Annotated in this window: 21 protein-coding genes; 8 read left to right on the forward strand and 13 right to left on the reverse strand. The window is 67.9% G+C overall.

Going from position 1 to position 22,635, the window contains the following annotated elements; translation table 11 throughout:
* The 4 genes from ACZ6TI_RS35290 to ACZ6TI_RS35305 form a co-directional block, all read right to left on the reverse strand.
* Positions 1–714 (reverse strand): ABC transporter ATP-binding protein, encoded by a 714-nt coding sequence (locus ACZ6TI_RS35290; RefSeq protein WP_465349559.1) that lies wholly within the window; start codon positions 712–714, stop codon positions 1–3.
* A complete protein-coding gene (locus tag ACZ6TI_RS35295; protein WP_465349560.1) occupies positions 711–1,412 on the reverse strand; it encodes an ABC transporter ATP-binding protein in 702 nt (233 codons plus the stop codon). The genes ACZ6TI_RS35290 and ACZ6TI_RS35295 overlap by 4 nt, the downstream gene beginning before the upstream one ends.
* Before the next feature lie 16 nt (positions 1,413–1,428).
* Positions 1,429–3,651, reverse strand: a complete 2,223-nt coding sequence (locus ACZ6TI_RS35300) for a branched-chain amino acid ABC transporter permease (RefSeq protein WP_465349561.1) — start codon at positions 3,649–3,651, stop codon at positions 1,429–1,431.
* A gap of 67 nt (positions 3,652–3,718) precedes the next feature.
* A complete protein-coding gene (locus ACZ6TI_RS35305) occupies positions 3,719–5,098 on the reverse strand; it encodes an ABC transporter substrate-binding protein (protein WP_465349562.1) in 1,380 nt (459 codons plus the stop codon).
* A gap of 233 nt (positions 5,099–5,331) precedes the next feature.
* Here ACZ6TI_RS35305 and ACZ6TI_RS35310 point away from each other — a divergent pair, with 233 nt between their 5' ends.
* Positions 5,332–5,832 carry an SDR family NAD(P)-dependent oxidoreductase gene (locus ACZ6TI_RS35310; RefSeq protein WP_465349563.1) on the forward strand — a complete coding sequence of 167 codons (501 nt, stop codon included), beginning with the start codon at positions 5,332–5,334 and terminating at the stop codon, positions 5,830–5,832.
* Positions 5,829–6,710 carry an SDR family oxidoreductase gene (locus tag ACZ6TI_RS35315; protein ID WP_465349564.1) on the forward strand — a complete coding sequence of 294 codons (882 nt, stop codon included), beginning with the start codon at positions 5,829–5,831 and terminating at the stop codon, positions 6,708–6,710. The genes ACZ6TI_RS35310 and ACZ6TI_RS35315 overlap by 4 nt, the downstream gene beginning before the upstream one ends.
* Positions 6,711–6,955: 245 nt before the next feature.
* On the opposite strand, the gene ACZ6TI_RS35320 is transcribed toward ACZ6TI_RS35315, so the two are convergent.
* The 5 genes from ACZ6TI_RS35320 to ACZ6TI_RS35340 all read right to left on the reverse strand — a co-directional run bounded on the left by ACZ6TI_RS35320 (position 6,956) and on the right by ACZ6TI_RS35340 (position 10,949).
* Positions 6,956–7,207 (reverse strand): helix-turn-helix domain-containing protein, encoded by a 252-nt coding sequence (locus ACZ6TI_RS35320; protein ID WP_465349565.1) that lies wholly within the window; start codon positions 7,205–7,207, stop codon positions 6,956–6,958.
* A 164-nt stretch (positions 7,208–7,371) separates the two neighbouring features.
* Positions 7,372–8,247, reverse strand: coding sequence for a phosphotransferase family protein (locus tag ACZ6TI_RS35325; protein WP_465349737.1), 876 nt, complete (start codon positions 8,245–8,247; stop codon positions 7,372–7,374).
* A 29-nt stretch (positions 8,248–8,276) separates the two neighbouring features.
* Entirely contained in the window at positions 8,277–9,680 is a 1,404-nt protein-coding gene (locus ACZ6TI_RS35330) for a helix-turn-helix domain-containing protein (protein WP_465349566.1), read from the reverse strand.
* A gap of 169 nt (positions 9,681–9,849) precedes the next feature.
* Positions 9,850–10,074: a DUF397 domain-containing protein gene (locus ACZ6TI_RS35335; protein ID WP_465349567.1), complete on the reverse strand. Its 225-nt coding sequence runs from the start codon at positions 10,072–10,074 to the stop codon at positions 9,850–9,852.
* Positions 10,071–10,949 carry a helix-turn-helix domain-containing protein gene (locus ACZ6TI_RS35340; RefSeq protein WP_465349568.1) on the reverse strand — a complete coding sequence of 293 codons (879 nt, stop codon included), beginning with the start codon at positions 10,947–10,949 and terminating at the stop codon, positions 10,071–10,073. Before ACZ6TI_RS35340 ends, ACZ6TI_RS35335 begins: the two co-directional genes overlap by 4 nt.
* Before the next feature lie 824 nt (positions 10,950–11,773).
* Between ACZ6TI_RS35340 and ACZ6TI_RS35345 the strand changes: the two genes are divergently transcribed.
* The 5 genes from ACZ6TI_RS35345 (at position 11,774) to ACZ6TI_RS35365 (ending at position 16,860) form a co-directional block, all read left to right on the forward strand.
* Positions 11,774–12,553 carry a GOLPH3/VPS74 family protein gene (locus ACZ6TI_RS35345; RefSeq protein ID WP_465349569.1) on the forward strand — a complete coding sequence of 260 codons (780 nt, stop codon included), beginning with the start codon at positions 11,774–11,776 and terminating at the stop codon, positions 12,551–12,553.
* 70 nt (positions 12,554–12,623) lie between these two features.
* The gene (locus tag ACZ6TI_RS35350; RefSeq protein WP_465349570.1) at positions 12,624–14,111 is read left to right on the forward strand and encodes an APC family permease; all 1,488 of its coding nucleotides are present in this window, start codon (positions 12,624–12,626) and stop codon (positions 14,109–14,111) included.
* Between the two features lie 20 nt (positions 14,112–14,131).
* Complete coding sequence (locus ACZ6TI_RS35355; RefSeq protein WP_465349571.1) at positions 14,132–14,737, forward strand: GNAT family N-acetyltransferase; 606 nt, start codon at positions 14,132–14,134, stop codon at positions 14,735–14,737.
* A gap of 248 nt (positions 14,738–14,985) precedes the next feature.
* Positions 14,986–15,795: an SAM-dependent methyltransferase gene (locus ACZ6TI_RS35360; protein WP_465349572.1), complete on the forward strand. Its 810-nt coding sequence runs from the start codon at positions 14,986–14,988 to the stop codon at positions 15,793–15,795.
* Positions 15,796–15,864: 69 nt separating this feature from the next.
* A complete protein-coding gene (locus ACZ6TI_RS35365; protein WP_465349573.1) occupies positions 15,865–16,860 on the forward strand; it encodes a helix-turn-helix domain-containing protein in 996 nt (331 codons plus the stop codon).
* Between the two features lie 356 nt (positions 16,861–17,216).
* On the opposite strand, the gene ACZ6TI_RS35370 is transcribed toward ACZ6TI_RS35365, so the two are convergent.
* Together ACZ6TI_RS35370 and ACZ6TI_RS35375 are read right to left on the reverse strand one after the other, a co-directional pair.
* On the reverse strand, positions 17,217–19,070 hold the full coding sequence (locus ACZ6TI_RS35370) for an AfsR/SARP family transcriptional regulator (protein WP_465349574.1): 1,854 nt from the start codon (positions 19,068–19,070) through the stop codon (positions 17,217–17,219).
* 80 nt (positions 19,071–19,150) lie between these two features.
* Positions 19,151–21,070: an Hsp70 family protein gene (locus ACZ6TI_RS35375; RefSeq protein WP_465349575.1), complete on the reverse strand. Its 1,920-nt coding sequence runs from the start codon at positions 21,068–21,070 to the stop codon at positions 19,151–19,153.
* Positions 21,071–21,159: 89 nt separating this feature from the next.
* Between ACZ6TI_RS35375 and ACZ6TI_RS35380 the strand changes: the two genes are divergently transcribed.
* Positions 21,160–21,660 (forward strand): transposase, encoded by a 501-nt coding sequence (locus ACZ6TI_RS35380; RefSeq protein WP_465349576.1) that lies wholly within the window; start codon positions 21,160–21,162, stop codon positions 21,658–21,660.
* 137 nt (positions 21,661–21,797) lie between these two features.
* On the opposite strand, the gene ACZ6TI_RS35385 is transcribed toward ACZ6TI_RS35380, so the two are convergent.
* Together ACZ6TI_RS35385 and ACZ6TI_RS35390 are read right to left on the reverse strand one after the other, a co-directional pair.
* Positions 21,798–22,007: a DUF397 domain-containing protein gene (locus tag ACZ6TI_RS35385; RefSeq protein WP_465349577.1), complete on the reverse strand. Its 210-nt coding sequence runs from the start codon at positions 22,005–22,007 to the stop codon at positions 21,798–21,800.
* Positions 22,008–22,118: 111 nt separating this feature from the next.
* Positions 22,119–22,631 (reverse strand): hypothetical protein, encoded by a 513-nt coding sequence (locus tag ACZ6TI_RS35390; protein WP_465349578.1) that lies wholly within the window; start codon positions 22,629–22,631, stop codon positions 22,119–22,121.
* Positions 22,632–22,635: the final 4 nt, after the last annotated feature.

Raw genomic sequence — 22,635 nt, forward strand, 5'->3', positions numbered from 1 at the left:
TCAGCCTCCCAGGTAAGTGGTTGTGAGTGCTTCTTCGAGATCGGCGGGCGCGCCGGTGCGCACCACCCGGCCGTTGACCATGAGCACGGCCGTGTCGGCCAGCGGCAGCACGATGCGCGCGAACTGCTCGGCGAGCAGCACGGTGATCCCTTCGCCCGCCAGGCCGGCGACGACGGCGTACATCTCCGAGACGATCATCGGCGCGAGCCCCATCGAGAGCTCGTCAAGCAGCAGCACGGAGGGGTCGGTGCCCAGCGCGCGGGACAGCGCCAGCATCTGCTGCTCACCGCCGGACAGGGAGCCGGCCAGCTGGCTCCGGCGATCCCCCAGTTTCGGGAACCGGGCGTAGGCCGCCGCCTCCATTTCCGCCGGCGTCGCGCGGTGCCCCGCGGCCACCATGAGGTTCTCCCGGACGGTGAGGTTGGCGAACACGCCCCGTCCCTCCGGGATGGTGCAGACGCCGAGGGCGGCCACCGCCACGGCCGAGATGCCGGTGACGTCGCGGCCGGCGATCCGGAGCCGGCCGGCACTCAACGGCACCTGACCGTTGAGTGCCTTCATCGTCGTCGACTTCCCCGCCCCGTTGGGCCCCAGCAGGGCCACCACCGCGCCGGAGGGGACGGTCAGGTCGACACCGTGCAGGACCTCGATGTCGCCGTAGGCGGCGTGCGCCCCGACGAGCTCCAGCGCGGGCGGTGGCGCGTGCTCGCTCATGCTGTCGCCTCCTGTCCGATGTAGGCCTCGATCACGGCGGGAGATGCCTGCACGTGGGTTGGGTCGCCGCTCGCGATGAGCCCGCCGTGGTCGAGCACGTGGATGGTGCTGCAGGTCTGCATCACCAGAGGAAGGTCGTGCTCCACCAGGCACACGGCGGTGCCGTCCGCGGCGATCTCCCACAGCAGGGCGGCGAATGCCTCGCTCTCGCTCTCGGTCTGCCCGGACGCGGGCTCGTCCAGGAGCAGCAGCACGGGGCTCGTCATCAGTGCCCGGGCCACCTCGACGACCCTGGCCCGGCCGGTGGGCAGCGCGGAGACGTCGAGGTTCGCGACGTCCAGCAGGCCGGTGCGCGCCAGGATCCGTTCGGTCTCGGCCACCACGTCGAAGCGCCGGCGGGTGTTGGCTCGCACGATGTCCCCGGCGACCCGGACGTTGTCCCGGACGCTGAGCGACAGGAACAGCTCCAGGCGCTGGAACGTCCGTGCCATGCCCGTCCGGCCGCGCCGGCCGGGGCTCCAGCGGGTGATGTCCTTCCCCTGGAAGCGCACGCTGCCCGCGGCGACCGGCTGCATGCCGGTGATGACGTTGAAGAGGGTGGTCTTCCCGGCGCCGTTCGGACCGATCAGGCCGGTCACCTCGCCCGGCGCCAGAGCGATGCTCACGTCGTCCAGCGCCAGGTTGCCGCCAAACCTCACGGTGACACCTCGGGTCTCAAGCAGGGACATGGCCCGCCCCCGTCTCGATGCCGAGCTCACGGTCGATGCGTTGCCGCAGCACGGGGGTGTTGGGGGTCGCGATGCCCTCGAGCTCCAGGGGTATCGGCCGCGCCCGGGCCGGCCCGTCCGGGAACCACGTCGCCGCCACGGAGGGCAGCACCGACCAGAGCACCACGCTGACGAACAGCAGCAGCGCCGGCCCGAGCAGACCGCCGTACGCAGCCAGCAGCAGACCGACCTGAGCCGCCACCCCGCCCCAGCGCAGGACCGGCACCCGCGCGAGCCGGCGTTGCCGCTCGAAGACGTCGTGCAGGAACCCACTGGGGCCGTTGGCGACGCCGATGCCGACGAGCGCGGTCGCGACCAGGAGCAGGTGGTTCACGGTCTCGAAGGTGTCCCGGTACTCGGGGTGGGTGATGGCCACGTCGCCCAGCAGGAGATGGATCGACCCGACCCCGGCACCGGCGATCAGCCCGGCGACGAGTGCCCCGGAGACGTAGCCGATGCCGCAGACCACGGTGATCATCACCAGCGACAGGCTGACGGTGAAGCCGAAGGTCTCCGCGGAGACCGAGGTGACGGCCATCGACATGAAGATGCCGCCCAGGCCGGCGATCGCGGTGGAGAGCGCGAAGACGCTCAGCTTGAGCAACAGCAGCCGTTGCCCGAGCATCGCGGCGGCGGCCGGGCTGTCCTTCATCGCCGCGAGCCGGCGCCCGTAGCCGCTGTTGCGCAGCGCGACCACCGCGAGCCCCAGCGCCGCGAACAGCGCGCTGACCACCCAGAGGAAGGTGGAGCCGTCCGCCAGGTCGACGGAGCCCACCTTCAGGGGCGGCATCAGGATGTTGCCGTTCGGAAACACGGTGAAGGTGTGTCCGAACACCGTGCGCGGCGTCGTGTCGCGCAGCAGCATCGCGGAGACGATCCCGCCGAACGCCAGGCTGGCCAGCGCCAGGTACAGCCCGCGCAGGCGCAGCGCGGGCAACGCCACCAGCGTGCCGGCCAGCGCCGCGGCGACGACGCCGGCGACCACACCGATGAGGGAGAGCCGGGCGTCGCCGCCGGACGCATCGCTGCCGACGTGGTACGCCACCAGCGTGGCCACGGCGGCGAAGGCCAACGCGGCGAGGTTCAGCTCCCCGGCGTACCCGGTCAGCAGCACCACCGACAGCGCGATCACAGCGAACGAGATGCCGATCAGCAGCGTCCCCAGCCGAGCATCGGAGATCAAGCCGCCGAATCCGGCCAGCCCGGCGACGCAGACCGCTGCCCAGACGGCCGCGCGACGGATCGGCGGTGTCCGGTAGCGCTCCCGGGCGCGTGTCGCCGCCCCCCGCAAGCGTTCCGGCGGCAGCAGCAGGAGCACGACGAACAGCACCACCATGGGCAGCGCTCGCTGGAAGTTGCCCACCCACGTCCACTCCGCGGGCGCGTAGCCGATCAGCCAGGTGGAGGTGAGGCCCAGCACCACCGCGCCGGCGAAGGTCAGCGGGATGCTGCGCAAGCGACCGAACAATGCTGCGGCGAAGGCGTCGACGACCAGCAGCGTCAGCGCGTTCGCCTCCAGGGTCCCGCCCATCACGGGGGTGACCAGCACCCCTGCCAGGACGGCGAGTGTGGAACCGATCATCCAGGCGGTGCCGGAGATTCGGTCGGGGTCGTGACCCGACAGCTTCAGCAGCTCCGGGTCGTCGACGGTGGCTCGCATCAGCACGCCGACCCGGGTCCGGGTGAACAGCCACCACAGGACGACGGCGAGCGCGGCCGCGATCACCACGCAGAGCAGCTGGTGGTAGCGCAAGGTCACGCCGAGGAGGTCCACGGTGCTGCCGGGGCCGAAGAGCATCGGGGGTACGCGGCCCTCCTGCGGGTTCCACACCCATTGCGAGAGCGACACCAGGCCCAGCAGGACCGCCACCGTCACCACGACTCGGGTGACGATCTCCGTGTCGCTCAGCCGCCGCATGATCAGCGTGTGCAGCAGCCAGCCCATCGTCGGCCCGAGCGCGCCCAGCACCAGCCCGAGGGCCAGCCAGGTCGGTATCCCCCAGACGACCTTGACCTGGTAGAAGGTGAACGCGCCGATCATTGCCTGAGCACCGTGGGCGAAGTTGAAGATTCCGGAGGTGGTGTACGTCAGCACCAGGCCCGAGGCCGCGACGGCGTAGATCGCGCCCACGACCAGCCCCAGGGCGGTGTAGGTGAGGAACATCTCCATGCGGACCCTTCCGGGGTGAGTCGGCCGGCCCGAAAGGCTGTCACCTCCCGGGCCGGCCGTGGAACGGTCACTGCTGCAGGAACGCCTCGAACTTGCGATCCTTGGTGATCTTGATTCCGGAGATCGCGGGGTCCATGTCGATCACGTTCGCGGGGTCGCAGGAGAACTCGCCGCGGGTCTCCGGGTAGACCTGCTTCCAGGTGCCACCGGTGAGTTGCACGAGCATCACGCACTCGCTCGGCAGGTTGGCGCCAGGGTTCGTCGGGGCCTGCAGGCCACCGGCGGTCCAGTTCTCGACCTTCGCCAGGTTCTCCATGACGCAGCCGCGGGTCAGGCCGGAGCCGCACTCCTTCGCGGCGGTGGCCCAGAGCAGGAAGGCGGAGGCGGCGAACTCGCCCGTCATGCCGGTCTTCCCGCCGTTGCCCTCGACGATCTTCTTGTACTGCGCGACCGCGTCGTTGACGTCGGCGTTCTCCAGCGGCTGCACCATCAGGGCCGTCGTGAGCCCGTCGGCGGCCTTGGTCTGTGCGTTCCAGCCCGCACCCGCGACGCCGTACCACTGCGACTCGGCGAACTGCGGCAGCTTCACGCCGGCCTGCTGGTTGGCCTCCAGCAGGCCGAAGATCTGCGGCGACGGCGTGTAGGCGTTGAAGAACGACTTCACGCCGCAGCCCTTGAGCTTCTGGGCCAACGGCGCGTAGCTCGAGTCGCCAGCCATGTGCAGGGTGATTCCGCAGTCCTTGGGGGCGTTGCCCAGCTGGGCGAGCGCGGCGCTCACCTTGTAGTTCGAGACCTGCGTCGCCGGGGCGTCGGTGCCGATGGTGGTGACCGACTCCTTGAGCTCGGGGATGAGCTCCATGGCTGCCTTCAGCCCGCCCGCGTTGTAGCGGTCGGCCGGGTACGGCATCGGCTCGACCTTCAGTTCACCCATGCCAGCGTTGCCGCCCACAGTGAACGCCGGCACGTGCGGCAGCTTGCACGCCACCCGCACCGGGTCACCGGCGAAGTCGTTCGCGAAGCCGTCGCCGACGAGCATGAATTCCTTGCCGCATGCCTCCTTCATGACCGGCACCATGTTGCTGATCGCGGCGTCGTAGCGGGTACCGACGAGCTCACGGCCGTTGATCCCGCCTTGGGCGTTGCACCACTTGACCATCGCGTCCACCGCGTCGCCGACTTCCTGCGACAGCCCGGGGGCGGACACGAAGCCACGGTCGTCGCCGTAGCCGATCGCGATCGACGCATCCGTGACGCCCTGGTCCGTGGCACCGGAGGCGTCACCCTCACCGCACGGGGAGTCGAGGTCGCCAAAGCTCGCGGCGGCGGAGGAAGCAGTGGCGCCGCCGCGGCTCGTGTCCTCGCCGCTGCGCGAAGATGCACAACCGGCGGCGACGGCGACCAGGCTGACGGCGATGACGCCTGCCTTGAAGCCCTTGCTGAGTCTCATCTCTGCTCCTCGATCCCGTGAGATCACGTACCTCTGAATAGGAGCCGCATCGTGGCTGTGAGCCCCACCACACAAAGGCTCGGCTCCCAGTGGCCGGGACTGCGGACGGGAGGCCGGATCGCCCGGTCGCCCCGGAGCGGCCGCGGCTCCCGGCGACCGGGAGCCGCAGGTCACGGCCGCCCGGTCAAGCGGTACGACGAGACGCCGTCCCCGACTCGAAGGAGCCCTCCGCTATGCAGATCGCCGACGTCGCCGCGGTGGCGACCGCGGCCGCCTCGGGCCTCGGGGCCGCCACCGCCCAGACCCTCACCGAAAGCGACGCGCGGGTCTACGGCCTCGATCTGGCAGCCGCGGTCGAGTCCGCCGACGCGGTGCCCGAGGCCGACGGGCAGCGCGGGGTGGTGGTGAACACCGCTTCGACAGCCGCTTCCGACGGCCAGGCGGCGTACGCCGCCTCGAAGGGCGGGGTGGTCGGCCTCGGACTGCCGGCGGCCCGCGACCTCGCCCAGGTGGGGATCCGGCTGAACACCATCGCGCCGGGGATCGTGGAGACCCCGATGCTCGCGTCCGTCTCGGAGGAGTTCCGGGCCGGGCTGGCCGCCGGCGTCCCCTTTCCTCCGCGGCTGAGCCGGCCGGAGGAGTACGCGCGGCTGACGCCCTTCCAGATCAAGGACGACTACCTGAACGGCGAGGTGTTCCGGATGGACGGCGCGCCGCGGATGGCACCCCGATGAGCGGGCCGAAGACATACGCGGTGACCGGTGCCGCCTCGGGGATGGGCGCCGCCGTGACGGCGCAGCTGCGCGCGGCCGGGCACCGGGTGATCGACGTGGACATCCAGCAGTCGACGATCACGGCGGACCTGTCAGACGCCGCGGGCGGCCGGCGAGCGGCCACCGAGGTGCTGGACGCCTGCGGCGGGCGGCTGGACGGTGCTGTGCTGGCGGCCGGTGTCGGACCGGCACCCGGCTCCCACGTGCCGCGGCTGATCCTGCAGGTGAACTACTTGGCCGTGACCGAGCTGCTGGAGACATGGCGCCCGGCCCTGGCAGCGACCGGCGACGCGAAGGTCGTGGTCTTCTCCAGCAACTCCACGACCACGACGCCGATGGTCCCCCGGCGTGCGGTCCGCGCGCTGCTGGCCGGCGACGCCGATCTGGCTCCGCGCCGGGTCGGCAGGATTCCCCAGCTGCGGGCAGCGTGGGCGTACGCCGCGTCCAAGATCGCGCTCAGCCACTGGGTACGCCGTACCGCGGTGCTGCCGGAGTGGGCGGGTGCGGGCATCCGCCTCAATGCGCTCGCCCCCGGAGCGATCCTGACGCCGCTGCTGGAGAAGCAGCTCGCCACCCCGTCGGAGGCGCGCAACATCCGGGCCTTCCCCGTTCCCGTCGGCGGGTTCGGCGACCCGGACGCCCTCGCGTCATGGGCCGTCTTCATGACCACGCCGGCGGCAGACTTCCTGTGCGGAAGCGTGATCTTCGTCGACGGAGGGTCCGACGCGTGGTTCCGCCCCGATGCCTGGCCCCGGCCGGTGCCGGCGCGGGACGTGCCGCGCTACCTGCGGGACATGAAGCGGTTCAGGACGATCTGGAGGGCCGCAGGGCGCGGCTGAAGCTTGTCTCGGTCAGTCGACCGGCTCCAACAGGAAGACCGGGATCGTCCGCGACGCGCTCCGCTGGTGCACCTCTTAGTCGGGTACGCCTCGAAGCTTGGAAGAACGGGCAATTGATAGAACGGGCAGTGGCGCCAAGCCCGCGCCGATGCCGGCCTCGAGTGGGTCGTCCTGGCCCGGTTTACCCCTATCGAGTACGAAACATCATGACCCCACCGGCCAGTCAGGCCGCGTGACTGAAACTGTCACCTATCGGTGCAGCAGACCCGGTCGACCTTTAGAGTGAGGCAGAGGGCTGCCAGGCGTTCGGCGCACATGCCCCCGCCGATACGGCCCTGTTCGATCCGGCCGATCCAGTTCTCGGTCATCGGCTCGTGCTCGCATGAAGCCATGATCGGCTGTTGGTTGGCATGGTCCGCGACAGCCAGCCGAGACAGCCCTAGCGCCTCGCGTGCCGTCCAGAACAGCTTGTTGGGCTCGAAGTCACTCTTTGCCACCGCGGCGCGCCCCCGCCCGACTCATCCCAACAGGACCAGATCGGTCATCATCCCAGTGCGTTCAGTCACAACGCAACCGTCTTGGGTGCCGCTCGGCACACGCCTGCAGCAGCAGAGCTGTGTCGAAGATGTCCGGAATCAAAGCTCGCCATGATCACGAAATGTTACCGAGCTAGCTGCGCGAACGGCGTCCAGCGAGCAGCCGTGTTGCCGGCGCGTATCGAGTCTAGGCGTCTTTGGAACTCCTCAGCTGCGTGAGGCTCGCTCGCGAGCCGGGGCAGTGCACCGACCACCATTTTTAGTTCCCGGGCGTCTCGGAGCAGGGGCCACGCTCGGTCTGTGGTGATGTCGTAGCCATATCCTGTGACAAGTTGAGCGTGGCCTCCGAGCCGGCGGAACCGGGCCTCATTTACCGGCGTGGGGACCAAGTCGACTAGCTGCGGGCCGCGGCAGGTTCCGTCGAAGTCGCACAACAGAACTCGGCCGTCCGTTCCTCGCAGGAGGTTAGCTTGAATAGCGTCGCCGTGGACTAGCCCTATGGGCTGGTCGGCGATGTAGTCGTCGAGGCTCGGTTGGAGGCGGTCGCACCAGTCGAGAAGATAGTCCTTGTCGCCGTCGTCAAGACCCTCGGCGTCTTTGACGCGCGTACGGGTATCCCCGAGGGGGTCCCAAAGAGGTAGTGGTTCGTCCGGCAGGCCGAGTTCATGGAAGTTGCGCAGGACATGCCCGAGTTCAGTGACCGAAGGTTGGGGTCCGCGTGGCTCGACAAGTTGCCAGACCGTCGCTAGCAGTTCTCCGTCGGCGATGGGCTGTGTGATGCCGTGAGCGAGTCGGATGGTTGGTGCGTCGACTAGGGCGAACCAGTTGCCAAGAAGGACGTTCTTATGGGTGCGGTCGCGAAGTCCGAGGCTGCGGTTGATCCGAATGACCAAGCCAGCGGTCGGCAGCGCGAACGCGGCGTTGTTGGCGAGTCGCAACAAGGTGGCGTCGTCGGCGACGGCTCCGATGTTGTCCGCCATGCGACACATCGCGTCCCACATGGCTGTCTCGGTGAATCGGCCGTTTTCGCTCACGCAGCGACTCTAACCGGTTGCGGCAGGCTTGCCAGGAAGTCGTCGACAGCGCTGTTGCCCCGGTAAGCGATCGCATCGCGTCGCAGGTTCGCGATGCGATCGACGACTCGTGGTGAGTTGATTTGGGCAGCGGCATGCAGAACATGGGCGCCTTCAGCAAGGGCTCGGTCCGGATCGCCGGCGAGGAAGTACGAAGAGGCCAGGCCCACGCGGTTGAGGACCATGCTGCGGATACTTGAGGGTCCCAGTTCGGCGATCGCCTTGCTGTTCCAGCGGACGGCTTCCACGCCTTGATCGGGATCGCGCCGCGCCCAGTCTCTGTATACTCGGCCATACTGGGCGTATACCTCGCCGAGGTCGCGGAAGGCGAGACGGTTGGGTTCGTTGCCGGCCACAATGTTTGCGTGCGCTGCGACAGCATCTTCTAATGCAGCGCGGGCGGCGTCGAAGTTTCCGAGAGCTGCGAGCGACGCGGCCTCGGTGCCACGCACGGTCGCGGTGAGCGCTGGCGTCGCCGTCAGACCGCGATGTGCCAGAGCCAGTACCTGCAATGCCTCGCGGTTGTCGCGCTGGTGTTGAAGTTGTTTCGCTTGTCCATAACGCACGAAGGCGAGAAGCGAGCGATCTCCGGACTCGGTCGCGAATCGCTCTGCGGCGGCGAAGTGCTGGCTAGCTCGATCAAACTGCATCGCATCGAAGGCAGTCCAGCCAGCGAGATATCGGAGCTCCGCAAGAGCGACGAACAGTTTCGACTCGACGCCCGGGGCTATCTTATGGTGCAGCAGATTGGGGGCGAGTCGAGCGACGTTGTCAATCTCCTCAACAAATATTCCACCGCCGGCCTGCCGGTCGGCCGTGCGACAGAGAGCGGTGATCGCCGTCAGGTGTTCGATATCAGCAACGCCGATGAGCCTGCGAGGTACCTGCTCAACGCCACTCAGACCCAGCTCAACAGCAAGTGCCCTCAGCGAGTCGAGCAGAGGGCGTCGATTAATTCGAGCAACATCGAAACCCTTATTTGCCACCTGCTCTTCTTGGGATTCGTGCGATATGGGACTGCTTCGCTCGCCTACTAACTCGCGAATTGTTCGGCGCGTATGGGTGGGAGCCAGACGGGTTGGAAGTCTACGTTCGGCAATTAGACCGATATCAGCGGGAGTACCAACCTCGAGAGACCTACAGATAGCCGTAAGCCGTTCGTGGCATATGCCACCACCAATTCGCCCCTGCTCGATCCTGCCGATCCAGTTCTCGTTCATCGGCACATGTTCACAAGCAGCCATGACCGGTTCCTGGTTGGCCAGATCCGCCAACTCGGCCCGGGACAGGCCCGTGCGGAGCCGAGCGCGCCAGAAGAGCTCGTTCGCAATCGGGTTCTTCTTCGGCATCGCCACCCCCACCGGCCAAATCATCCTGACGGGACTAGATCGGTCATCATCTCAGCACCGACCGCGACCGTGCAACCAACCCGGAAGCCGCGTCCTACGCCTGGATGCATGTGAGCTGATCTTGCGCGTTCAGCGCCCGGACCAATACGGCGCCCCGGCCAATGCGGCGTCCAGCTAAAATTTACTGAAGGAATCCGAATGCTCCCTCCTTGATATCGGTCAGGAGTTGACGGAAGGCATCGGGCTCCAGCTCGATGACCGGGCCCGTCGGATACCTCGAGTTCCTCAGAGCGATCGTGCCGTCGGTGGCCGCGCCAACTTCAACACAGTTGCCGCCCCCCGTACTCCGCCCCGACTTCGTGAAGGACTGGTACACCCTGCCCGACGGGCTGGTGTAGGGCGTCATGCTGATCTCCTTGCTGATTGAGACAAACTTTCGGCCTCAGCGACGAGAAATTCCAATGTCTCAGCTGGGCTGAGGGCAGCTGTGCGGAGCAGCCCAAATCGGTGACGATAGGCAGCCGTCTTTGACGGATCCGTGATGAAGAGGTCGGAATCATCAGTCTCTACGGCGACCACTTCGAGACCTTGAAGCTCCTGATAGTGATAGATGGAAAATGATGTTGCCGGGATGGCCTCGTTCGGTAGAGGTGCGCCAAGGCGGAGAAGCCGGACCGAGACTCTGGAGTTTTGGACAGCCATTCCGACGATATGGTTGATCTGATTCTGAGTGACCGGCGCCGCAGCCGCAGCCCGACGAAGGACCGCCTCATCGAGGATGACTTCGTAGCCACGCGCGGCGGAGCCGGACAAGACTTTTTGGCGCAAGGACCGGGCTTCCACGGCTCTTTCTACAAGGAATCGCTTTGAGTGGTAGGTCCGATCTGCCACCGCTCGACCCGTCGCATATTCCTCAGTCTGCAGGAGACCCGGAAACAATGTCTGGCTGAACTCACAGATTGCCGCGCCAGCCTCTAGATCGGCGTACGTCGCTTGGCGTGACCCCATTTCAATGCTGAAGCGGTCCCACCATCCACTTCTTTCTGCCTCAACAGCGGCATAGAGCAGATCCTTTTGATCTTGAGATGCCACCTCTAAGGCACTCAGAATTTTAGATACATCCTGCACACTCGCCTTACGTTCTGCCTTCAAGAGGTAGCTAATCTTGCGTGGGTCTACACCGGCCTTACGGGCTAGGTCGCCGGCGGTGCAGCCCGAGCGCTTGACGAGCTCAGCTAGCTCCGAGGCCAGCCAAAGGCGGCTGGCGAGTGGGCTGATCAATGCGACCTCCGGGTACGGACGCTACATCGCGGCCTCGCCTCGAGGCCTCGGTGGCGGCATCGTATCCCGTCCCTCCAGACTCTGGATGTCGGGTTTTCGAGTGAAGCTAAATATTCCCAGGTAGATCGACTGTGCACCAAGATGTGCACCTTGGTGTGCACTCGCATCTGGCTATACCTGGCTTTGCTTGGTGCATATGACGGTGTAGTTCCCCTGGTTCGCGCTTTCCGCGATTGTTGCAACACGTCAGTGGTCGAGCGCACACAGACGGGTTCACCAGCGTATCTCCGTGATACCAGGGAGGCGAACATGGCTGTACTGAGATTCCAACGTACGGTGCCGTGCTCCGCCTTCGGGAATCAGCCGACCGTAAATGGATTCAAAGGCGCTATTTTCCCTGACCGGCAACCCACCTCTCGCGACCGCTTTTCGACGTATGCATCGACGGATGAGGCATTAGGAAGAAGACCACCGACCGCTCCGGGGCGGGCGTTGCTGCAAAATCGCCGCCCGCCTCGGAGTAAATCGCGAGAAAAGGCTCCTGCACGTCGACTCGAGCTCCGTCCGAACAACCCGACGCAGGCCGAAGGAGGAGTCGCGGTACCCAACGAATGCAGCCGACGGCCTTCTCCGCGGCGACGTCGAGGCGGATCGTCGTGCTCGGTGAGAGGGCAATCAGATCACGCGCCATCAGGCGCTGACGCCGGTGGCGCATTTCATCGTCGGCTCACGCGGCGCCGCGACCGACTCCCAACCCCTACACCGGACACCGGACACCCGGGGTCGCCTGCCCAAGACCTTCATCAATGAGAAAGGGAGTTGTGATGCCGTCAGCGGGGCCGCGGAGGCTCGCCGATGATCTGTGGCTTGCGGCGCACGACAGCGTCAATGGCAAGTCCCAGATTGGTGACTGGCCATTGGGGGTCGGGCTGGCTACCGGGCTGATCGCCGAGCTGGTCCATGACGGATTCGTTGTGCTGCGTCAGGATGAACTGTTCCGTACCACGGTTGAGCTGCCCGATGATCCCGCCCTGCGTCCTCTGTTGATCAAGATGGCGGACGAGGAACAGAACTGGCCGCCACCCCCGCCGACGCGGGCACGAGCGGCGGTGCGGGCGCGAGACGACTTCGACTGGCCACCGGCGGTCTCTGACGGGCGGGGCTGGCCGCCGGTGCAGGAGGAGAACCGGCACCGTAAGCGTGGCCACGAACTCGGCGTGTGGATGTCGTATCTGGCCTACGAGCAACGCGCCGAAGTCCGCGTCCTCGACCGGCTCGCCCGCACCGGCCTGGTCCGGCGTGAACAGCGCCGCCGGCTGCTGGGCGGCACGACGGTCAGCTATCTACCTCTCGACTCCGTGGTCTCCGGAACCCCGGCAAACACGATCACGATCGCCATACAGAGCAGCCGCCGTCTCGACCGGTTGCAACTGGTGCTCGCGGGCCTGTTCCTGGCCACCGGTCTGCACCACCACGCGCTGGCCACGCTGACCCCGTCCGAGCGCTCCCGGCTGGCCGAGGAACTCAAACGGGGTCTGGACGACACGTCACGGGAGTTGCTGCGCGCCGCGGACGTCGCGGTCGGTGAGGCCGCCATGCGCTAACCACACCACCTCCCACCATCCCCTCACCTTCACCACACCCCTTCGACCCCTTTGCAGGAGGAACCCCACGGTGTCCGCATCACACCTCAAAGCGCCGACCAGCGTGACTCACGCGCTGGCCCGTAACCGGCTCGGCCCGTTCGCCATCAGCGCGGCCATCGCCTCGTCGGTGGCGCCGCTGACCGTCGTCGTGTTGGTCGTCAGCAGCGCCCTGGCCGTTACCGGCCTGCTCGGCTTCCCGATCGCCGTCATCGCCGTCGCCGCGATCCTGCTGATCTTCGTCGTCGGGTATCTGGCGATGGCCCGGCACATCCCCAACGCCGGAGCGTTCGGCGCCTACGTCGCGCACGGCATCGGCCGGCCGTTCGGCGTCGGCACCTCCTGGTTCGCCCTGGCCACCTACACCAATTTCCAACTGTGCTGCTACGGCGGGCTCGGCGCCGCGATCGGCGCCCCGCTGCTCAAAGCCTGGTCCGGCTACGACATGCCCTGGTACGCCCTCGCGTTCGCCGCCTGGATCCTCATCGGAGTCCTCGGCGCCAACGAGGTCAAACTCTCCGAGAAAGTCCTGGTGGTCCTCGTCGTCGCCGAAACCCTGCTCGTAGTGCTCTACAGCATCGCCATCATCCTCGGCCCCGGATTCGCCTTCACCGGTGATGCCCTGGCCCTGGACAACCTGTGGGGACCGTCCGCAGGTGTGCTGATCGTGCTCGGGATGACCGCGTTCGCCGGCGTCGAACAATCCGCGGTGTACATCGAGGAGAGCAAAGACCCGAGACGCACCATCCCGGTCGCCACCTACGCCACCGTGATCACCATCGCCGCGGTGTACGTCCTCGCCTCCTGGGTGCAGATCTCCGCCGGCGGCCCGCAAGTCATCGAACGGGCGGGCACCGAAGGCGCAGACCTGTTCTTCAACCAGGCCGCCGTCCTGCTCGGCGACCTCGCCGTCAACGTGGGCCGGGTGCTGCTGTTCACCGGCCTGATCGCCGCTTTGCTGGCCTTCCACAACGCCATCGCCCGGTACACCTTCGCCCTGGGCCGCGAAGGTGTACTGCCGCGCGCGTTCGGCCGCACCACCATCAAGGGTGCCCCGCGTAACGCATCGCTGGCGCAGACCGCGGTCGCGTTCGTCGTGCTCACCGGGTACGCGGTCGCCGGCTGGGACCCCCTGGTCCAGCTGTTCTACTGGGGCAGCACCAGCGGCGGACTGGGTGTCCTGCTGCTCTACACCCTGACCAGCATCGCCGTCATCTGCTTCTTCGCCCGCGATGCACGCGGCGAGAGGCTGTGGCAGCGGCTCATCGCTCCGCTGATCGCCACCGGGATCCTGCTGTTCCTCTCCTACCTGGCGCTGGTCAACCTGCCCACCCTGTACGGCGTCACTCCCGGCACCGGCCCCGCCCAGGTCGTACCCATCGCCTTCCTGGTCGTCTTCGCCGCCGGAACCGTCTGGGGCCTGATCCTGAAACGCACTAAACCCGAGGTCTACCAGGGCATCGGGCGCGGCACCCGCAGCGCCACCGCGACCAACTCTGGCCTGTCCGCCATCCTCTAATACGAAAGGACCATCCACCGATGACCAGCACCACCACTGCCCCTCGGATCGCCGGTCCGGGTGACATCGACACCGTCGCCGACATCGTGGCGGACTCGTTCCTGCACCTGGACGTCATCCGCTTCCTCGTCCCCGACGACCAGCGGCGGTGGCCGGTGTCCCGCGCCTGGTACCGGCTGTACGTCGAGCACGCCATCGCGGGGGCCGGGCAGGTCGTCATGACCGAGGACGCCAGCGCAGCGGCGGTGTGGTTCGACCGCACCGGCGAAGCGAGCGAGCCCGTGGGTTACGCCGAACACCTGGCCTTCCTCGCCGGTGACGACATGCCGCGCTTCGCCGAACTCGACCGGCAGATGGACGCCCACCACCCGAGCGACCCGCACTGGCACCTACTGTTCCTCGCCGTACACCACAAGCGGTGGAACCAAGGCTTGGGCAGCACGCTGATGAACTACACCCACACCCGCCTCGACGCCGACGGCATCCCGGCATACCTGGAAGCCACCAGTGAGCAGAACCGGCGACTGTACAAACGGCACGGCTACACCGACATGAACCCGCCGGTGATCACCCTGTCCGACGCCACGATCCTGCACCGCATGTGGCGACCGGTCCAGCACGACTGACACACCCCAGCCCGACCTGGCGTGGCGACGAGCGTCGCCGCGCCGGCGCTGGCCCTTGCCGCCGCCCGCGTTCTCACCAACCCTCGCCGCCGGAGACCCCGCATGCCTTCCACGACCGACAGCCCACGACGCAGTGCCTTGTTCGAGAGCGGCACGGGGTGGTATCCGCGGCACTATCACCCGTCAACGATCAAACCCGCCGCGAAAGCTTCACCACGGCGCCGGGCCAACTTGTCCGAGGCGAACCGATGAACCCTGAACGTCCACCCGTCGACACCACGGTTGCTGACCCGGCGCGGCGCTACGACTACTGGCTCGGCGGCAAGGACAACTTCGCCGTCGACCGGGCCTCCGGCGACCTGATCGCCGCCCGGTTCCCCACCATCCGGATCGCTGCACGGGAGAACCGGCGGTTCATGTGCCGGGCCGTCACCGCCCTCGCTCAGGCCGGCATCGACCAGTTCCTCGACATCGGCACCGGCCTGCCCACCCGGCCGAACCTGCACGAGGTCGCCCAGACCATCAACCCGGCCACCACAATCGTGTACGTCGACAACTCGCCGCTGGTCCTGACCCACGCCCGAGCGTTGCTGAACGCCGCCCCCGGCAACGGCGACATCGCCTACATCGACGGTGACCTACGCAAGCCGGGCAGCATCCTGGAGCACCCCGACCTGCGCAAAACCCTCGACCTGACCCGACCCGTCGCGGTGATGCTGATCGCCGTCATGCACTTCATCACCGACGACGACTACCCCTACGCCATCGTCGGTGAACTCCTCGACGCGCTACCTGGTGGCAGCGCGCTGGCCATGACCCACGTCACCGCAGACATGCTACCCACCGATGTCGTCAACGACTTCACCGCGATCAACACCGCAGCCGGCATCGCGATGCATTTGCGCAGCAAACGCCAGCTCCACCAGTTCTTCACCGGACTCACCCTCGAAGAACCCGGCATCGTGCCGGTCAACCGCTGGCGCGCCGACAACGAACCCGAACCCCGACCCAGCGACCACGACACCGCCGTCTACGGCGCCGTCGCGAGACTGCCATGAACCGTCCACTACCGCCGCAGGGCTCCGGATCTAACGACCGCCGGCTGGTCGGAGAACGCCCGGCGCGAGGTGTCGGCCGTAGCCGCTGCCCGGTATACCGCTGGGGCGTCGTACGAGACCGTCGCCGCCGAGATCGGCCACAGCTCCGCAACGACACGGAAGCTGATCCTGGAGGCCGGGGTCAAGCCACGGAAAGCAGGCCCGCCGTCTGCGACCGCATCTCTGCCTGAGGACAAGCTCGAATCCCTGAAAGCTGATGCTGTCGCCCGGTACAACGAAGGCTCCTCCATCGAGACGGTCAGCGCAGAGCTGGGCCAGCCAACGTCGGTCATTCGCACACTGCTGAGCGAGGCCGGCGTTATCCGCTCACCACGCCCTCGGATCGATCGTAACCGTCGGGTAAAGCTGCGCGCGAAGGCCGCCGCCGCGTACCAGGCAGGCGTCGAGATGGACGACATCGCCGCTGAGATCGACTACAGCACGTCCGTGGTCCGGGCGCTGCTCGTCGAGGCTGGCGCTCTACGCCCCGCCGAACGTCTGGTCGGTGAGCGCCGGCGCACGCTGCAGGCCGAGGTGGTAGCCAAATACCAGGCCCGCGGTTCCATCCGCCGGGTAGCGGCCGAGCTCGGCCACAGCAACCAGCTTGTACGGGAGCTGCTCATCGAGGCCGGAGCTTTTCGCCCCGCGGAACGTTTAGTCGGTGAGGGCCGGCGCACGCTCCAGGCCGAGGTGGTAGCCAAACACAAGGCCGGCGCTTCCGTACGCCAGGTAGCTGGCGAGGTCGGCCACAGCTACGAGCTTGTCCAGGCGCTGCTCATCGGGGCTGGCGTGGTCCTGTCTGCGCCGACACATTTGACCGGAGAACGCCGGCGCCAGGCCGCAACGACGGCTGCCGCCCGGTACGCCGCCGGCGCCTCGTTGGAGGCCATCGCTGCCGAGATGGGCAAAAGCGTCCCCACGGTCCGAAGGCTACTTACCGAGGCCGGCGTTCAGCCGGTCGATGCCGCCGACCGGCGCATCGCCGACACCACGGGTGCCCAAACATCTGCTGAGCCCAGGCGATGACCGCGCTCGCCGCGGCCGGGACGCGGCAGTGGGTCGATGTGGGGTGCGGTCTTGCCACCGCGTCCGCAGTTGGTGACGCAGATCTTCTTCTCCTCGGCGGGCTGGCAGGACTGGGAAGTCCAACGGAAACCGTTGATTCGGCAGGGCATCAGGCATGCGACGACGACTTGCCGTTCGGCCGCAGGCTCGCCTGGCTCGAGTACGCCCACACCACGCGTGGCTATCTCGCCGTGTCTGACGCGGCGCCGACTCGGCGGCTACGTCGGCGGCGGCCAGGAAGGAGGTGTCTCGTCGCTCGATGCCGGCAGCATCGACGCCACCGAGGACTACCCGTCGCGGGCGGCGTGCTGACCGCCTTACCCGGCTTCGGCACCGCGTTCACCGGCGGTGGTGCCTTCGGTGGCGTACAGGACGGCACCCGCGCGATGGCGCAGGTCGGCGTTGTAGGGGTCAGCCGTTGTCGCGGTGTGCAGGAGGACGGCGGCTTGGGCTGTGTTGGCGTGCGCGGAGAGCAGAAGGCAGACGTCGATGACGTCTCGGCGTAGTTGTTCGCGGACGGGTTGCAGCCATGGCCAGGCGTAGCCGGGGGCGAGGTCTGTGGTGCCGGTGCTGGTGATGGCGTCGATCGCGGTCTCCCGCTGTTCGGAGGTGATGGCGGCCGCTGCTGCGGTGATGGCGTGGCGGAGCTGGTTCAGGTCAGTGTCGATCTCGGCGGTGTTGAGCTGGTAGCGGTCGTTGCGGCGGGTGACGGGCTCGGTGAGCAGGGGGTGCAGTTGGTGGCGGAGTTCGGTGAGAGTGGTGTGCAGGCGTTTGGTGATGGCGCTGGGCGGGTGGCCGGGCCAGAGTGCCTTAAGTAGTTCGCTGGTTGTGGCTCCGCCGGGGTGGGTGGCGAGGTAGGCGAGGATTTGCAGGCCGGCGGTGCGGCGCGGCTGGTTGGCGTGGCCGTTGATGGTGAGCTCGCACGCACCAAGCAAGCGCAACCGGCCCGGTGCGGGAGCCGAGTCACGGGGCGCTGCGGGAGCAACTGCCGGGGGCGCGGGGTTGTGGATGGCGTGTTGTGCTAGGTGGATCAGGTCGGTGCAGGCCGCTGCCGGAAGTACGCACAGCCGGTACGGCCGGTCGGTCGCGGGCCGGCTGATGGTGCCGTCGGCTTCGATGTGCCAGGAGTCGGCTCCGTTCACCGGTGTGCCAACGGTCACGGTGGTCACCAGCGGCGCGAGTGGATCGGTGGTCTGTGTGGCGGCGGGCGGGTTGCGTGCCGGCGCGCCTGGGTGGCGGGTCACGGTGAGGGTGAGCTCCGGGGGGCGGGCCTGGCTACTGTCGGGGCGGATGGTGAGCCCGGTCGGTGCCGGCTCGCTGAGATCGTGGCCGAGCAGCTGGTGCAGGGAGTGTTGGTCGATCGTGATTTGTGTGGTTTCGGCGAGGTTGAGGGCGGCGTACAGCAGGATCGTGGCGAGCAGGCCGCGGGCTGCGTCGGCGGCGCCTGGGCCGGACAAGTTCAGCGGGCCGGCGGGCAGGTTGTCGAGGGCCGCCGGGTCGGTGGGCGGTGGTGGCGGCTGGGGACGGTCAGCGGTGACGGCGGCGGTGATGGCGTCCGCGGCGGGCGGTAGCGGGTGCAGGTCGGTGTCGTCGCGGTGGTGTCCGGGCCGCAAGGCGGTGGTGGTGTAATGCCAGCGGCGGGCCAGCCAGATAAGCGCGGCGACCGCGGTCACTGCCAGAGCGGTCGGATAGGGGACCCAGCCTCCGCCGGGCAGCTCGATACCCCTGATTGCCTCAGCCTTCCGGTGCTCGTACAGCGAGTCGCCTGGGCGTGCTGGCGGTAAGGGATCGGCAACGGTGGCGTCGACGGCAGCGGGTGCAACGGCCGCCGTCGGGGCCGCGACTGCGGCGACACCGGCGACGGTCCCGGCGGTCAACAGGGTTGGTGTCGGCAGCCGCATCCCACGCACGCGCCGGGCTAACGCCACGATGGTACGAAGGGCCCAGCGGATGGCGAGCAGGGCGAGCAGGAGCCAGGCCGCCAGCAGGATCGCTGCCGCGACCGCGCCGAGGAAGCTGCCGGTCAGAGGCTGCTCCAGCCACCTGTCCATCTGGCCCGTAGTGGGCCACGACCATTGCTGCTCACGTATCCACGCCGCGGCGGCAAGCGGCAGGACGGCCAGCAAGACCAGTATCAGCAGCGCCCCTGTGATCTGGTTGAACCTGCGCATTAGCGAACGCCCGCCGCCGGTGCTGCGGGCCGGCTCCGCCCGACCTGGTGGTGGCCGTCGACGCGGCCTGGTGGGTGGAGTCATGGTTGGTGGCTCCAGGCGGCGGGCGGCTGGTAGGTGATCTGCCAGAGGCGTTGCAACCACCAGATCGTGACGGCGGTGAGGTAGACGCCGGCGAGAGCCCCGGTGGAGTTCACGCCGGTGATCAGGCTGGCGAACACGCCGAGAGGCAGGCCGATGACCAGCCGGTAGCGGGCGGGCCGGGCCACGGCAAATGCTGCGGCGACACCAACGGCGAAGCCACCGGCGCGCTGAGTGCCGATGCCCGCCCAGGAGTACCAAATGCTGGCATTGACCAGAAGGATGCCCAGCGCGGCGATGATCGCCGAGCTGGCCGGGAAATGAAGCCAGGCATGCCAGCCCGAGGCGGGCCGTCGCCGCCATCGGGCGATAGCCGCGGCGGCGACCGCGACCGTAAGCGCTGCCGGTAGCAGCGGCGGCAACGCCCAGCGCAGGAAAGGGCCGGGCGGCGCCCCGATGTACTCGGCGGCGAAAACCGCATAGAACGCGGCAATCGCCAACCCGCTGGTGGCGGCGGCCAGCAGCCCGGCACCCATCCAAGTGCCGCCGGAACCGTGCAAATGTGACATACCTGCGTTGATAGGCAGCAGCGACGCGAAGTAGACGGCGGCGACCAGGCAGGTCACCAGCGCCAGCACAGCGGCCATCGACAACTCACCCCAGTTGACCTTGACGACAAAGTCGCCGGGCCCGTATCCGACATCGGCGAGGTTGTAATCCTGGTAGCGGTACACCGCGTCGATCTGCCCGCCGGCGCGCGACTTGGTCGCGATGAAGTCGATGAGCAGCGCGAGCGATGCCAGGCCAGGCACGGCCAGTCCTGCGGCCCGCCGCAGCGGCGGCAGCGGCGGCCCGAGACCACCCGCCGGAGGCGGGGTATCGATCCGGCGCTCGTGGGCGTCCGCGGCGCCGCGGACGGCGGCCAGACCGGGGTCCTGCGGGATCACCGGCGGGCCGGAGACGGCGGCAGCGACCTGCTCGTGCGCCTGCGGCAGCCAGGCGGTGCCCCCGGTCACCACGACCACGCTGAGGTCGGGCAAGGTCAGGTCGGCGGCGGCGACCGCGTCGGGAACCAGTTTCGCGGCCTGCGCCATAACCGGCGTGGCGAGGGTGTGCAGGTCAGCGGCGGTGACGACCTGCGGCGGATGCGGCGCGGGCAGGTTCACCGTGGCAGTCGGGTGCTGCGACAGCAGTTCCTTCGCCGCGCGGACCGCCGCCACCACCCCCGGCGGGTGTTCGACCGGACCGGTGCCGGTCCAGTGGCCGGCCAGCACCGCGTCCAGCCGGCTGCCACCAGCCTCGGGATCGTGCAGAGTGGACAACAACTCGAATCCGGCGGGTCCGCGGCGCAGGACCGACGCTTCGACGCCGCCGCCTAGGTCGCACACGGCCACATACGCGCCGACCGGTACGCCATGAGCCGCTATCGGACTGTCCGCAGCGCCGATCAGATGCCGGGCGACGGCGACCGGCGCCGCCACCACCGCCACGTCACCGCAACCGGCGCGGCGCGCGGCCCGGCGCGCCGTCGTGGTCCGCGCCGGTCCCCACCCGGCGGGAACCAGCAGCCGCACGTCTTCGATCGGGGATCCGGCCACCGCAGTGGCCTGCTCGATAACTCGCTGCAGGACAGCTGCGAGCAGATCCGTGGAGTCCACCTGTACTCCGGACAACACGACCCGCTCGCCGGGCTTACGCCGCAGAGGTTCAGCGTCGAATCCGGCCGGGTCGGCCGCGGCGGCGTGCCAGGCCTCCTGCCCGGTCGTGATCGAGCCGTCCGCGGCGACATACACCGCGCTGGGTAGCCACGGCAGCCCGTCGAATGACACCGGCAGCCATTGACCACCCTGCCATGCCAGCACCGCGGCGGTGTTCACCGCGCCGACATCGATCGCGAGCCGTATCCGATTTCCCGCCATAGCCCCATCCCGGACGCCTCAGAGTCCTCGAAAGGCACGCCGACTACCTGCACCAACGCCTGACTAGCGGCGTCACCATCGCCGTCACGGTGTTCGCCGAGATCCGCGGGCGCGGCTACCGCGGCGGCGCTACCACCCTGCGCACCTACCTGCGGCCGCTGCGGGCCGCCGCCGGTCGGCCACCGGCGACACGACGGCCACCGAAGACCCGCCAGCTGACCAGCTGGCTGCTCACCCACCCAGGCCGGCTCGCCGACGACGACCGTGCTCAACTCGCACGAGCGCGTGCCGCCTGCCCGTACCTCGACGCCCTGGCCAGCTATGTCTCGGCGTTCGCCGAGAGCTTGACAGCACGACAAGGGCAGCGGCTCAACGAATGGACAACCGCGGCCGAAGCCGATGACCAGCCAGACCTGCGCTCGTTCACCGCCGGCCTGCGCCGTGACCACGACGCCGTCGTCAACGGCCTCTCCATGACCGACAGCTCAGGCGTGGTCGAAGGACACGTCAATCGCATCAAGATGATCAAGCGCCAGATGTACGGTCGCGCCAACCGCGGCCTGCTCCGCAAACGGATCCTTCTCGCCTAACGGGTCAATCCCGATCACGAAAAGTGGGTCAGATCCAATTCTTCGGGAGCGTTGACACCGGGCCGGAAGGGTGATTGCGCTGACGGATTCGAACCGTGACGGATGGGTGCGACCTGCGCGCCCGTGTCTGCGTCGGCTCATCCGAACTCGCCCTGATTGGCGCCGTCCAAGAACGCCTGCCACTCCGCCTGTGTGAAGACCAGAACCGGGCCATGGGGATTCTTGCTGTCACGTACCGCGACGCCATGGGGCAGGATGGCGACTTCGACACAGTTGCCGCCGCCGCTGCCGTTGCTGCGGCTGCTTTTGAACCAGAGCGCACCGACTATCTCCGAAGCCATGACCATGGGATTCTCCTCTTGCGACTCGATGGACGTCGGCACCCGTGTCGGATGGCCGCCGCTACGTCGTTGACGGCCGGAGTGGAGCCTGCCCCGGGGAAGGGGCAGGCTCATCACTTACCGGTAGATCTGATTCGACGTGTTGGTGAGGCTGCAGGAACTGAGCTGCGGGCTCCGGCCCCCGCCTGCGCCGTCGAAACTTAGGCATCGATGCTGACCCCACGATTGATAGGCGCCGAAACTCTTCAGCACATTCCTGCCATTGCTGGTGTGGAACACCTCCCACACGTTCCGGCTGCCGGTCGCCGCGCAGGACTGATAGAGGTAGTTGGAGCGGGCATTGCCCAGAACGCCGAGGCACGAGCCGCCTTCGCGCCGGAGGATCAACAGATCGTGCCCGTTGTACGACCCGGCGCCCGTGACCGAGTAGTTCCCGTACTTGGCCGGCGTGGTGCTGCAGGATTTCAGGTAGATGTCGTTGAGCGGATCGCCATACGCGTAAACGCACTGGCCGTACTTCGCCGACTTCAGGTCCCGGTAACTGACAGCCTGAGCGGGCTGAGCAACCCATACCGCGCCAGTCAGTGCCAGCACCGCGACAGCGGCCAGACGCGTGAGCCTTGTCAACATCGAC

This window comes from Actinoplanes sp. NPDC051388 (assembly GCF_055586225.1).